Below are 13340 nucleotides of genomic sequence, written 5' to 3'. Positions count from 1 at the left end.
GTGCCCACCGAGAGAGGACCCCGGCCATGGCGGAGAGCGACCTACACCGGCTCGACCACGCGAGACGCAGCAACTGGAACAACCAGGTCCGCCGACACGCCGCGATGAATCCACAGGGGACCGCGCTGCGCTTCCTCGGAACGACCACCACCTGGCACGAGCTCGCCGACCGCACCGATCGGCTGGCCGGGGCGCTGGGTCGGCGCGGCGTCGGCCCCGGTGATCGCGTCCTCGTCCTCATGCTCAATCGGCCCGAGTATCTCGAATCCGTACTGGCGATCAACGCGCTCGGCGCCATCGCCGTGCCGGTGAACTTCCGGATGACCCCACCCGAGGTCGTCTACCTGGCCGAGAACAGCGGTGCGTCGCTGCTCATCACGGACGCCGCACTCAAGGTCCTCGCCACCACCGTTGCGGCACAGATCGATTCGATGAGCGAACCGGTGGTGGCGGGCGGCGAGAACGACACGTACGACGCGCTGCTGGCGGAGAACGCCGACGCCCCGCGGGTCGACGTTCCCGACGACACCCCGGCGCTGATCATGTACACCTCGGGCACCACGGGTCGGCCCAAGGGTGCGGTGCTCTCGCACGCGAACATGCAGGCGCAGGCCCTGACCTGCATCCGCGCGCTCCAGATGCACGGGGTCGACGAGATCGGGTTCTGCGCTTCCCCGATGTTCCACATCGCCGCGCTGGGCAGCCTGGCGCCCAGCTTGCTGCTGGGCGTTCCGACCGTGATCCATCCGGTGGGCGCGTTCGATCCGGCCGCACTGCTGGACGTCCTCGAACGCGAGCGAGTCACCACCCTGTTCCTCGTCCCCGTGCAGTGGCAGGCGGTGTGCGCCGAGCAGGCCCGCGCACCCAGATCGCTGGCGCTGCGGGTCATCTCGTGAGGCGCCGCACCGGCGTCGGACACCGTGCTGCGGGCGATGTCCGACACCTTTCCCGACGCCCTGAACGTGGCGGTGTTCGGCCAGACCGAGATGTCGCCCATCACCTGCGTGCTCGACGGGGAGGACGCCCTGCGCAAGATCGGGTCCGTCGGTCGGGTCATCCCCACCATCGCCGCACGGGTGGTCGACGACGAGATGAACGACGTGGTGCGCGGTGAGATCGGCGAGATCGTCTACCGCGGGCCCACCCTCATGCTCGAGTACTGGCAGAACCCCGCTGCCACCGCGGATGCGTTCCACGGCGGCTGGTTCCACTCGGGCGACCTGGTGCGCCAGGACGACGAGGGTTTCGTCTTCGTCGTCGATCGCAAGAAGGACATGATCATCTCGGGCGGCGAGAACATCTACTGCGCCGAGATCGAGAACGTGCTGTTCTCCCACCCGAAGGTCCTCGAAGCCGCCGTCGTCGGCCGACCGGACGACCGTTGGGGCGAGGTACCCGTCGCCGTCGTCGCGTTGGCGGATTCCGCCACGAACCTCACCCTCGCCGAGCTGACGGGGTGGTTGGACGATCACCTCGCGCGCTACAAGCACCCGAAGGATCTCGTGGTCGTCGACGCACTTCCTCGGAATGCGAGCGGCAAGGTGGTCAAGGTAGCTCTACGACAACCGGCGTCGTGACCGGACCGGAGCGACTCCTGGCGCGTGGGCACGAGTCGAGCGACGACACGTCCGCCGATGTTCGGCAGCGGGCAATCCCCGGATGGTGGAATGGCGAGATGATCCGCACCCCCTTCGGTCGACTCGCCACCATCGCCGCGGTCAGCGCCGCACTGCTCTCCGCGTCGCTGGTCGCCCCGCCCACCGCAGCGGCCGAGACCGCGCCCGGCACCGTCACCGATTCCCGTCCCCTCGCCGCCGAACTCGCGCCCGCCGGCGCCGCGGAGAGCATCTTCCTTCGCTACTCCACCCTCCGGACCGCGGTGGCCACCGGGGAATCGACGGGCGTCGTCTTCGTACCGGAAGGCGACACCCCGGACGGCGGGTGGCCGGTGGTGTCCTACGCGCACGGCACGACGGGCATCGCCGACGAGTGCGCGCCGTCGACCACGGGTGTGACGATCTTCGAACGCCCCGCGGTGGAACAGTTCCTGGCGGCGGGTTACGCAGTCGTGGCCACCGACTACGCCGGCATGGGAACGCCCGGCGTCCACGCCTACCTCGACGGTCCGGCGGCGGGCGCCAACGCCGCCGACATCGTGCGCGCCGCACACTCGATCCTCGGCGACACCCTGTCGGATCGGTGGATGGTCACGGGGTTGTCCCAGGGCGGCAACACCGCGTACTACACCGCGGCCGTCGCTTCGGAGCGGTTGCCCGAGTTGGACTTCCGCGGCGCCGTCCCCATCGCCGCCCCGACCCAGCTCGACACGGTGTTCGCGCTCGCCGGCCCCGGCATACCGGCGGTCGTGCCCTCCGGACTCACCGGCTACGTCACCTACCTTCTGGCCGGACTCGACGACCAGCGCCCCGAACTGAACGTCCGGGACTACCTGACCCCGGCCGGGATCGACGCCATCACCGCCGCGAAAACCCTGTGCGGTACCGACTTCCGTCAGTACCGGGAGGACACCGACCTCCAGCTCGGCGCCATGTTCACCCGGCCGCTGAACGACCCGCAGATGCGCGCCGTGCTCGCGCAGATGCAGGACGTCCCGGCGAGCGGTTACGATCGCCCGCTACTGGTCACCCAGAGTTTCGCCGACCAGGCCGTCCCGGCACCGCTGGCCGCCGTGCACGCCGCCGAGATGACTGCTTCCGGAACGGATTACGACCTGGTGACCTTCCCGACGCCGGATCACATCGGCACCCTCGAGGCGTCGATGCCGGCCGCGTTGGAGTTCGCGGCGACCGTGCTGCGGTAGGCGTTCCTATCGCAACGACACCCGCCCGCGGACCGAAATTCTCGGTCCACGGGCGGGTGTGTCAGCGCGGAAGCTGTGCCGACGCGGGATTCACGTCAGCTCTGGACTGGGTCAGCGCAGCGACTCCGGCGGAGTGAAACGCTCGCCGTACGTCTTCGCCAGCTCCTCGGCCCGTGCGACGAACGCCGCCTGCCCGACGGTTCCGTCCGCGGCCTCGTAACCGACGATGTACTGGTGGACACCACCGGTCCACGCCGGGTAGCCGATGCCGAAGATCGATCCGATGTTGGCGTCGGCGGTGGTGTTCAGGACACCCTCGTCGAAGCACTTCTGCGTCTCGATCGCCTCGATGAAGAGCATGCGCTCCTTGAGGTCGTCGAAGGCGATGTCCGCAGACCCGGACTTGAACGCGTCCCGCAGTCCCGACCACAGGCCGGTGCGCTTGCCGTCCGCGTACTCGTAGAAGCCCGCGCCCTTGGCCTTCGACGGACGATCGAACTCGTCGACCATCTTGTCGATGACGGCTCCGGCCGGGTCCTCCGGCGGCGTACCGCCGGCGGCGACGACCGCGTCGTAGGTCTCATTGCGGATCTTCTGCATCAGCGTCAGCGTCAGCTCGTCGGAGAGCTGCAACGGCGGCGCCGGGTAGCCCGCCTGGAGTCCGGCCTGCTCGATGGTCGACGGCTCGACGCCCTCGCCCAGCATCGCGATGGCTTCGTTGATGAAGGTGCCGATCACGCGGGAGGTGAAGAATCCGCGGCTGTCGTTGACCACGATCGGCGTCTTCTTGATCAGCTGCACGAGGTCGAACGCCTTGGCCAGCGCGGCATCCGAGGTCTTGTCGCCGCGGATGATCTCGACCAGCGGCATCTTGTCGACGGGCGAGAAGAAGTGGATACCGATGAAGTCCTCTTCACGCTTCACACCGGTGGCGAGACCGGTGATGGGCAGTGTCGAGGTGTTCGAACCCAGCAACGCGTCGGGTGCGACGAGGTCCTCGATCTCCTGGAACACCTTGTGCTTCAGGTCCTGCGACTCGAAGACCGCCTCGATGACGAGGTCGGCGCCCTCGACGTCCTTGGGATCCGCGGACGGGGTGATGCGCGCGAGCAGGGCGTCGGACTTCTCCTGCGTGGTCTTGCCGCGCGAGAGCGCCTTGGCCTCGATGGCCTCGGAGTACGCCTTGCCCTTCTTCGCCGACTCGATCGCGACATCCTTGAGTACGACGTCGATTCCGGCCTTCGCGCACACGTAGGCGATACCCGCGCCCATCATGCCGGCGCCGAGAACCGCGACCTTGGTGAACGAGGTCTTCTCGAAGCCGTCGGGACGGGACTTCCCGGAGTTGATGGCCTGGAGGTCGAAGAAGAACGCCTGGATCATGTTCTTCGAGACCTGACCGGTGACCAGGGTGGTGAAGTAGCGAGATTCGATGGTCGACGCGTTGTCGAAGTCGACCTGCGCACCCTCGACCGCGGCGGACAGAATCGCCAGCGGAGCCGGCATCGGGGCGCCCTTGATCTGCTTGCGCAGGTTCGAGGGGAACGCCGGAAGAATCTGCGCCAGTTTGGGATTGGACGGGGTGCCGCCGGGGATCTTGTAGCCCTTGACATCCCACGGTGCGACGCCGCCCTCGGGGTTGGCCTTGATCCACGCCTTGGCGGCGGGCACCAATTCCTCTGCGGTGTCGACCAATTCGTGGATGAGTCCCAGCTCCAGCGCCTTCTCGGGCCGGAAACGGGTGCCCTGGCTCAGAACCGACATGAAGCCGTTCTGGATACCGAGGAGCCGGGTGATGCGGGTGACGCCGCCGCCGCCGGGCAGCAGGCCGAGGGAGACCTCGGGAAGTCCGAGCTGCACGCTCGGGTTGTTCAGCGCGATGCGGTGATGCGTGGCGAGGGTGATCTCGAGGCCGCCACCGAGAGCGGCGCCGTTGATCGCGGAGACCACCGGCTTGCCCAGCGTCTCCAGCCGACGCAGCTGCGCCTTGACGCCCTGGACCTCGTCGAACACCTGCTGGGCGTCGTCGGGTCCGGCCTTGATCATGTTGTTGAGGTCACCGCCGGCGAAGAAGGTCTTCTTCGCGGAGGTGACGACCACACCGGTGATGGACTCGCGCTCGGCCTCGAGCCGGTCGACGGTGGCGCCCATCGAGTCCTTGTACAGCTGGTTCATGGTGTTGGCGCCCTGGTTGGGGTCGTCCATGGTGAGTACGACGATGCCGTCGGCATCCTGATCCCACTGAATCATGTTGTCTGTCATGTCTTCTGTCCTCAGACTCGCTCGATGATGGTGGCAACGCCCATGCCGCCGCCGATGCACAGGGTGATCAGGGCGTAGCGGCCGCCGCGGCGCTCGAGCTCGTCGAGCACGGTGCCGGTGATCATGGCGCCCGTGGCGCCGAGGGGGTGGCCCATGGCGATGGCTCCGCCGTTGACGTTGAGCTTCTCGCCCGGAATCTTCAGATCCTTCTGGAAGCGCAGGACCACGGAGGCGAAGGCCTCGTTGAGCTCGAACAGGTCGATGTCGTCGACCGTGAGGCCGGCTGCGGCGAGAACCTTCTTCGACGCGGGCGTCGGGCCCGTGAGCATGATGGTGGTGTCCGCACCGCTGGTGGCGGTGGCGACGACGCGGGCACGCGGCGCCATCCCCATCGACTTGCCGGCGTCTTCGCTGCCGACCAGGACCAGGGCTGCACCGTCGACGATGCCAGAGGAGTTACCCCCCGTGTGGACGTGATCGATCTTCTCGATCCAGTGGTACTTCTGCAGCGCGACGTCGTCGAATCCACCCATCGCGGCGATGCCCTCGAACGCGGGCTTGAGCTTGCCCAGCGACTCTGCGGTGGTTCCGGGACGCATGTGCTCGTCCTGGTCGAGGATGAGCAGACCGTTCTGATCGGTCACCGGCACGACGGACTTGGCGAAGTATCCGCCCGACCACGCTGCGGCCGCACGCTCCTGGGACTGCGCGGCGTACGCGTCGACGTCGTCGCGGGTGAAGCCCTCGATCGTGGCGATGAGGTCGGCGCCGATGCCCTGCGGGGCGAAGTAGGTGTCGTAGTTGGTCTGCGGGTCCATGGCCCACGCACCGCCGTCGGAGCCCATGGGGACGCGGGACATCGACTCGACGCCACCGGCGACCACGAGCTCGTCCCAGCCGGAGCGCACCTTCTGCGCGGCGAGGTTGACGGCTTCGAGGCCGGACGCGCAGAAACGGTTGAGCTGGAAGCCGCCGACGGTGTCGGGCATCTTCGCGGCGAGCACCGCGGTGCGCGCGATGTCGGCGCCCTGGTCACCGACGGGCGAGACGACGCCGAGGATCAGGTCCGAGATGCGGTCCTCGTCCAGATCGGGGAAACGACGACGGAGCTCGTCGATCAACCCGGTCACCAGCGAGATCGGCTTGACCGAGTGCAACGACCCGTTCTTGCCCTTGCCTCGCGGGGTTCTGATGGCTTCGTAGATATATGCCTCTGTGGTCACTGCGAACAGTTCCTTCCGACGTGTGTTCGAGCAGCACGACGGCGGTGCGCCGCTGCCCCGAGGTACAGACCTCGACAGCAGTCACCCTAGGCGAGCTCACCTACCCCCGACAGGTCCCAAACGAGCACGGAAGATGACCGAATTCGCGCGGTCCGGACTCCTGCGCGGGACGGGGGCGGGGGCATATCCGCACGGCGCCCAGCAGAACGCACGGCTCCGGACCTGTGCGGACTGCTGCGCGGTGTGCGGTTGGGGCTCAGACGTCCTTGAGCGGGGTGGCACCGAGCTCGCTCTGCAGGAGTTCGAGCGCAACCTCGTCGGGATCCCGACGCGTCGACGGATCGACGGGCTCCTTCGCCTGCTTCATGAGCTCTTCCTGCTCCTCCGGGCTCTCCGGCGGGGGCGGGCCGTCGTAGGCCGCACCGCTGTACGCCGAACCACCGTCACCCGGGTCGTCCGGATAGTCGGGCTCCTCGGCGGGCGGGGGGATGTCGTCGGACGGAGGCTGATTGTCCCGGCGCTGGGTCTTCGGTCGCTGGCTGTCCGGACGAGCGGCGTCGGGTGCCGACCGGCTGGGCCGAGAGAACCGAGGCGCCACCGCTTTGGGGCGCTCGGCCGGTGCGGGCGCCGGGGTCGCGGCCGGCGGTGCGGTGGCGCCGCCGATCTCACAGGTCACCTCCCACTCGACACCGAACACGTCACGCAACGCATCGCGGATGACCTCGGCGTTCCGTGGTTCGATCAGACGTTTCGCGAGCGGGGCCGAATCGTGGGCGAGCACGATGGTTCCGCCACCGACCGAGCGCACCGTGGCCCCGGACAGCATGACCTCGACGGTGCGGCTGCGGTCGCGCACCTTGGTTCGCACCTCGGTCCACACCGCGCGGAGGGCGGCCGCGTCGGGTTCGGCTGCAGCGGGTGCCGGGGCTTCGGGTTCCGGCTCGGGTTCGGGTTGCCAGTCCGCGGCGTCGGCGCTGGGCTCCTCCGGCCGAGACGACTCCGGCTGGGGTTCCGGCCGAGACGGCTCCGGCTGCTGGGGTTCCGGCTGCTGGGAGTCGGCAGCGGGCGCTGCCGGGGCGGGCTCGACCGCGGGCTCCTCTGCCGGTGCCGAGGCGGGCTCCGGAGCCGGTGTGGACACCGGGGTGGGCTCCGAAGCCGCCGGGGGTGTAGGTGCGGGCGCGGCAGTCGGTGCGGGCGCCGGTTCGGCCGCACGCTCACTCGGCCGTCGGAACTTCGGCGGCGACCCCGCAGACGACCCCGCCGCCTCGACACCACGGCTTTCGACACCACGCGGCGCCGCGTCCTCGGCGACGTGCTGCGCGTGCACCGCGGCGGCCTCACCGGCGGGCAGTGTCACATCCAGACGACGCTCGATCCGCTCCAACCGTTGCAGCACAGCACTTTCCGCGTCGGACGCAGCGGGCAACAGCATCCGGGCGCACATCACCTCGAGCAGCAACCGCGGAGCGGTGGCGCCCCGCATCTCCCCGAGCCCGGCGTGCACCGTCTCGGCGTACCGGGCGAGTGTCGCCGGCCCGATGTGCTCGGCCTGCTCGCGAATGCGCTCCACCAGATCCGCGGGAGCGTCGATGAGCCCGCGTTCCCCCGCGTCGGGTACGGCTCGCATCAGGATCAGGTCCCGGAGCCGTTCGAGGAGGTCGACGGCGAACCGCCGAGGATCGTGGCCGGCGTCCATCACCTTCTCGACGGTGCCGAACAGCGCCGCTCCGTCCTGCGCGGCGAGGGCGTCCACCGCCTCGTCGATGAGCGCGACATCGGTCACGCCGAGGAGCATCAGCGCGCGGGTGTACTGCACACCCTCGTCACCCGCACCGGCGAGCAACTGGTCGAGCACGCTGAGGGTGTCACGCGGCGATCCGCCACCCGCGCGGATGACCAGCGGGAACACTGCATCCTGCACCGTGACGTGTTCCTCGGCGCAGATCCGTTCCATGAGCCCACGCATCGCGGCGGGCGGCAGCAACCGGAACGGGTAGTGGTGCGTACGGCTGCGGATGGTCGGCAGCACCTTCTCCGGTTCCGTCGTCGCGAAGACGAAGATCAGGTGCTCGGGCGGCTCCTCCACGATCTTGAGCAGCGCGTTGAACCCCGCGGTGGTCACCATGTGCGCCTCGTCCACGATGAAGACGCGGTAGCGCGATTCGGCCGGGGCGTAGAACGCTCGATCGCGAAGCTCACGCGTGTCGTCGACACCGCCGTGGCTCGCGGCGTCGAGCTCGATCACGTCCAGATTGCCGGGGCCTCCGGGCGCGAGAGCCACGCACGAGTTGCACACCCCGCACGGCGTCGACGTGGGCCCCTGGACACAGTTCAGCGAGCGCGCCAAAATGCGCGCCGACGACGTCTTGCCGCAGCCACGCGGACCCGAGAACAGGTACGCGTGGTTGATCCGCTTGGTGTCGAGCGCGACGGACAGGGGCTCGGTGACATGCTCTTGCCCGACCACTTCCGCGAACGTCGCTGGACGGTACTTCCGGTACAGGGCCACGCGGGAAAGAGTACCGGCGCGCACCGACACCCCGACGCGTCGCCTGATCGGCGCCGATCAGGCCTTGCCCGACGCCTCCTTGGCCGCCTTCTTCGCGGCTTTCTTGAACTCGCGCACCTCACCGAGGGTGGCCGCGTCGACCACGTCGGCGATGGATCGACGTGCACCGTCCTCGCCGTAGGCGCCGGCCGCGTCGCGCCACCCGTCGGGTTCGACGCCCATCTGTTTGCCCAACAGCGCGAGGAAGATTCGCGCTTTCTGGTCGCCGTAGCCGGGCAGTGCCTTGAGCCGCTTCAGCACTTCCTTGCCGTCGGGATCGCCGTCGGTCCAGATCGCGTCGGCGCGCCCGTCCCATCGGTCCACGATCGCGGTGCACATCGACTGGATGCGCTTGCCCATGGAGCCGGGAAAGCGGTGCACAGCGGGTGCCGTCGAGCAGATCTCGAGGAACCGATCCTCGGGCATCTCGGCGATGGTGTGCACGTCGAGCGAACCCATGCGGTCCGCCAACTTCTTGGGGCCGGCGAACGCGGATTCCATCGCGACCTGCTGGTCGAGGAGCATGCCGACCAACAGGGCGAGGGGGTCCGAGGCGAGCAGAGCGTCGGCGTCGAGGTCGCCCACCAGGTTCAGGGTCGTGGCCATGGGCGTAATTCTTCCACGACGCACCGGGGCGATCACGCGGCGAGTTTGCGCGCACCGTCCAGCGTCATGCGCACGCTGCACGGTGCGCGCGGCGCTGCAGGGTGCGCGCGGGAGAAATCCCCGACCGCCGAACTACTCCGCGCGCAACTTCTCCGCCGCCGCGAGCAGCACGCACGTCGCCACACCGTCCATCGCCGCGGCCAGCTCGTCCGTGGACGGGAAGCTGGGGGCGAGGCGAATGTTGCGGTCGTCCGGATCCTTCTTGTACGGGAAGGCCGATCCCGCCGCGGTCAGCGCGATACCCGCGTCCTTGGCCAGCGCGATGGTGCGGGCCGCGGTCCCGTCGAGCACGTCGAGGCTGATGAAGTAGCCACCCTTGGGCTCGGTCCACGACGCGACCTTCGCCGCTCCCAGCCGATCCTCGAGGATCTCGCCGACCAGCGCGAACTTCGGCGCGAGGATCTCGCGATGCTTGGCCATGTGCGCACGCACGCCGGCGGCGTCGCCGAAGAAGCGCACGTGACGCAGCTGGTTCAACTTGTCCGGACCGATGCTCTTCTTGCCGAAGTGACCCTGGTACCAGTCGAGGTTCTCGGTCGATCCGCCGAGGAAGCTCACGCCGGCCCCGGCGAAGGTGATCTTCGACGACGACGCGAACACCAGCGGGCGGTTGGCGAATCCCGCGTCCGCCGCTATCCCGAGCACGTCGTACGACGGTGCGAGATCCTCGGTCAGCGGATGCACCGCGTAGGCGTTGTCCCAGAACAGGCGGAAATCAGGCGCCGCCGTCGGCATCGTGGCCAACCGGCGCACGACCTCCTCGGAGTACACCGCGCCGGTGGGGTTGGCGTAGTTCGGTACACACCAGATGCCCTTGATCTGCGGGTCGGACGACACGAGCCGCGCGACCTCGTCGACGTCGGGTCCGTCCGGGTTCATCGCGACCGGGATCATCTCGATGCCGAGGGACTCGGTGATGGCGAAGTGCCGGTCGTAGCCGGGGCTCGGGCAGAGGAACCGGACGACCGGCTCGGCCGACCACGGCCGCGGGGAGTCTCCGAACCCGTGCAGCAGACCCCAGACGACGAGGTCGTGCATCATCTCGAGGCTCGCGTTGCCGCCGGCCAGCAGGTTCGACGCGGGGATATTCAGCAGTTCACCGAAGATGGCACGCAGTTCCGGCAGACCCGCGAGGCCGCCGTAGTTGCGGCAGTCGGTGCCCGCGGAGTCCCGGAAGTCCGCACCGGGCAGGGTCAGCAGCTCTGCGGCCAGATCCAGCTGCTCGGGGGACGGCTTGCCGCGAGTGAGGTCGAGCGAGAGTCCTCGGCCGCGCAGTTCCTCGTACTCGGCGGTGCGCTTCTCGTGCTCCGCGGCCAGCTCGTCGGGATTCATCAGTCCGAGTTGGGTCTGCGTAGGCATGCGAAAAGGGCCTTTCGAGGAGGCTGATTTCTGTGCTGAGCGGAGTTAAGGGGACCCCGCGCACCCGGCAGAGCCCGTTGACCCTTGCTGCCTTCCGGCCCTGGGGGAGTTCACAGGATGCGCGCCGCGCGGGATCCGTGGACGAGTCTAGTCACACCGACGCCGCAGCGCGGAACCACCCAGGTCATCGGGCCGATTCGTCCGATGAGGGGTACCCCCGGTAAGGTAGCCGACGGAGGATTCGCCTAGTGGCCTATGGCGCTCGCCTGGAACGCGGGTTGGGTTAACGCCCTCAGGGGTTCAAATCCCCTATCCTCCGCAGAGAACGGCCCCCGACCTCACGCAGGTCGGGGGCCGTTCTGCATTCCCGACGTCCCCAGCCCCGGCGTCCCTGCAACTCAGAACAACGCCCCCTGCATCGCGGGCAACTCCGTCTCGAACTCCCCCAGTTCGACGCGCCGCCCGGACAGTCGCGACAGATCGACCACGTACCGGGTGTCCGGATCCGCCCGCACCGTCGCGATCGCCGCGCTCCCGACGCAGTCGACGATCTCGAGTCCGTGCGTCCCCGTCGCCACGTCCAGCGGATACGGCGCGCGGGCACCCCGCAGCAGCGCGGCCCGGCCGTCGGGCGGAGCCCACCGTTCGTCGACGACGGCGAAGTCCTCTCCGGAGAATTCCCCGGAAATCTGCAGGTCACCGAGATGCCGGCGGGCGATCGCGGCCATCTCGGCGTTGTCGCGATCGAGCGCCTCGAGGTCCACCGGCGCCGCCAGGCCCGACGCTTTCGCCGCGGCTCGCACGGCCTGGCGCAGTCCCGCGGTGTCGGTCATGGCGTCCTCGAGGTGCCGCACCACCCGACCGTCGACGGCGCGGGCGATGTACCGGCCCACCACCGCGCCCTGCTCGGTCAGGCGCCCCCATTTTCGGGGGTCGGCGGCGGTTCCCACCTTGTGCACCCCGCCGGCGAAGGTGGCGACGTAGAGCCAGTGTGGTTGCAGTACAACCGCTTCGAGTCCGCGCGAGAGGAAGTCCTGGCGGTGGACGATGTGCACGAACCGGTACGGATCCGCTGCGACGCACGCCGCACAGCGCGAGCCCGCCGTGGCCCGAGCCGCGTGCGGACATGCCACCGGTCGGCCGCTGTCGGCGTCGCGGCGGCCCGTGCACCACAGCACGCCCGGCCCGTCGAGGGACCGGAATCGCAGGGCGGCGCCGCGCAAGGAGAGGGTGGTGATCGCGTCGTCGACGAGGGTCATCACCGGATTCGAGCCCGGCCAGCCGACATTCCGCACGAGCACACCCACCCCGGCAGTATCCCGCACGAGGGGAGACGGAGCCGGGGCCGGATCCCGATCGTCGCCGTGAACTGGGCCAACATCCCCGGTGTGCGCGGTGACGCGTCATGGTCCGCCGGGTGACCCACACCTCCGGAGCCCCGTTGCTGTTCCCGATTACATGCTCCGAAAAAGGGTCGGACCCCGCTTCGGCGGGCACACTGACGTAGAAGACATACGGAAGGGTTCACCGATGGCAGCACCACTCACCACTTCACAGGAGATGCAGACCCTCGTCTTGCACGGCGACGATCTGAAGTACCTCGACGTGGGGTCCGGTCCGACCGTCGTGCTCATCCACGGGTTGCTGGGTTCGCACCACAACTGGGCACCGCAGATCGAATCGCTGTCACGCTCCTACCGCGTGATCGTGCCCGACCTGTTCGGGCACGGCGAGTCCGACAAGCCCGGCGGCGACTACTCCATCAGCGCGCACGCCGCGAGCATCCGCGATCTGCTGAAGTCACTGGGCATCGGGTCGGCCACGTTCGTCGGCCACTCGCTCGGCGGCGGCATCGCCATGCAGACGCTGTACCTGTTCCCCGAACTGGTCGAGCGCATGGTGCTCATCGCCAGCGGCGGGCTCGGACCCGAGGTCAGCCCGCTCCTGCGTGCCGCATCACTGCCCGGCAGCGAGTTCGTTCTTCCCGTGATGGCCTCGAAGACCGTCCGAGGTATCACCGACCTCGCCCTCGACCAGCTGTCGAAGGTCGGAATCTCACCCATGAGCCCCAGCGCCGAGGAAGCGTGGCGCAGCTTCGAGTCCGTGCAGGATCCGGGCACCCGGCGCGCCTTCCTCGCCTGCGTGCGGTCGGTCATCGGTTTCCGCGGACAGACGATCAGCGCCACCCCGCACTTCGCGAGCTTCCCCGAGCTCGACGCCATGCTGGTGTGGGGCGAGCGCGACACGATCATTCCGAACTCGCACACCGAGAACGCCCGCGCCGAGCTCCCCCGTGGCCGGGTCGAGATCTTCCCGCGCGGCGGACACTTCCCGCACCTGGACTACCCGGACCGCTTCGATCGTGTCTTCGACGAGTTCATGGACGAGTGCGGCGCAGCTCCCCACCAGGTCAAGCCCCGATTGATCGCCGAATCCGGCGCCTGACCCTCCACCGATGCAC

The 13340-nt window shown here is 68.8% G+C and carries 8 protein-coding genes, 1 tRNA gene, 1 other RNA gene and 1 pseudogene; 4 read left to right on the top strand and 7 right to left on the bottom strand.

Going from position 1 to position 13340, the window contains the following annotated elements:
- Nucleotides 1–26: 26 nt before the first annotated feature.
- Together fadD5 and ACY466_RS01165 are read left to right on the top strand one after the other, a co-directional pair.
- A pseudogene (gene fadD5 / locus ACY466_RS01170) lies at nucleotides 27–1577 on the top strand (fatty-acid--CoA ligase FadD5).
- Nucleotides 1574–2821 (top strand): alpha/beta hydrolase, encoded by a 1248-nt coding sequence (locus tag ACY466_RS01165; protein WP_463249135.1) that lies wholly within the window; start codon nucleotides 1574–1576, stop codon nucleotides 2819–2821. Before fadD5 ends, ACY466_RS01165 begins: the two are co-directional and overlap by 4 nt.
- Nucleotides 2822–2932: 111 nt before the next feature.
- Here ACY466_RS01165 and ACY466_RS01160 read toward each other — a convergent pair whose 3' ends face one another.
- The 6 genes from ACY466_RS01160 to ffs form a co-directional block, all read right to left on the bottom strand.
- Nucleotides 2933–5083, bottom strand: a complete 2151-nt coding sequence (locus ACY466_RS01160; protein WP_463249133.1) for a 3-hydroxyacyl-CoA dehydrogenase NAD-binding domain-containing protein — start codon at nucleotides 5081–5083, stop codon at nucleotides 2933–2935.
- 11 nt (nucleotides 5084–5094) lie between these two features.
- Nucleotides 5095–6306 (bottom strand): acetyl-CoA C-acetyltransferase, encoded by a 1212-nt coding sequence (locus tag ACY466_RS01155; RefSeq protein WP_463249131.1) that lies wholly within the window; start codon nucleotides 6304–6306, stop codon nucleotides 5095–5097.
- Between the two features lie 256 nt (nucleotides 6307–6562).
- On the bottom strand, nucleotides 6563–8815 hold the full coding sequence (locus tag ACY466_RS01150; protein ID WP_463249129.1) for a DNA polymerase III subunits gamma/tau: 2253 nt from the start codon (nucleotides 8813–8815) through the stop codon (nucleotides 6563–6565).
- A gap of 57 nt (nucleotides 8816–8872) precedes the next feature.
- Nucleotides 8873–9460: an HhH-GPD-type base excision DNA repair protein gene (locus tag ACY466_RS01145; protein WP_463249127.1), complete on the bottom strand. Its 588-nt coding sequence runs from the start codon at nucleotides 9458–9460 to the stop codon at nucleotides 8873–8875.
- Between the two features lie 132 nt (nucleotides 9461–9592).
- Entirely contained in the window at nucleotides 9593–10879 is a 1287-nt protein-coding gene (locus ACY466_RS01140) for an aminotransferase class I/II-fold pyridoxal phosphate-dependent enzyme (protein ID WP_463249126.1), read from the bottom strand.
- A 45-nt stretch (nucleotides 10880–10924) separates the two neighbouring features.
- Nucleotides 10925–11019, bottom strand: an RNA gene (gene ffs, locus ACY466_RS01135) — signal recognition particle sRNA small type.
- A 94-nt stretch (nucleotides 11020–11113) separates the two neighbouring features.
- On the opposite strand from ffs, the gene ACY466_RS01130 reads away from it, so the two are divergent.
- A tRNA-Ser gene (locus ACY466_RS01130) sits at nucleotides 11114–11198 on the top strand.
- A 79-nt stretch (nucleotides 11199–11277) separates the two neighbouring features.
- On the opposite strand, the gene ACY466_RS01125 is transcribed toward ACY466_RS01130, so the two are convergent.
- Complete coding sequence (locus ACY466_RS01125) at nucleotides 11278–12138, bottom strand: DUF2797 domain-containing protein (RefSeq protein WP_463249124.1); 861 nt, start codon at nucleotides 12136–12138, stop codon at nucleotides 11278–11280.
- A gap of 271 nt (nucleotides 12139–12409) precedes the next feature.
- Between ACY466_RS01125 and ACY466_RS01120 the strand changes: the two genes are divergently transcribed.
- Nucleotides 12410–13324 (top strand): alpha/beta fold hydrolase, encoded by a 915-nt coding sequence (locus ACY466_RS01120; RefSeq protein WP_463249123.1) that lies wholly within the window; start codon nucleotides 12410–12412, stop codon nucleotides 13322–13324.
- Nucleotides 13325–13340 lie beyond the last annotated feature (16 nt).

It is taken from the genome of Rhodococcus sp. K11/5, from assembly GCF_055193735.1.
The sequence above is the reverse complement of the archived record's forward strand: the minus strand, read 5'-3'. Positions and strand labels throughout refer to the sequence as shown.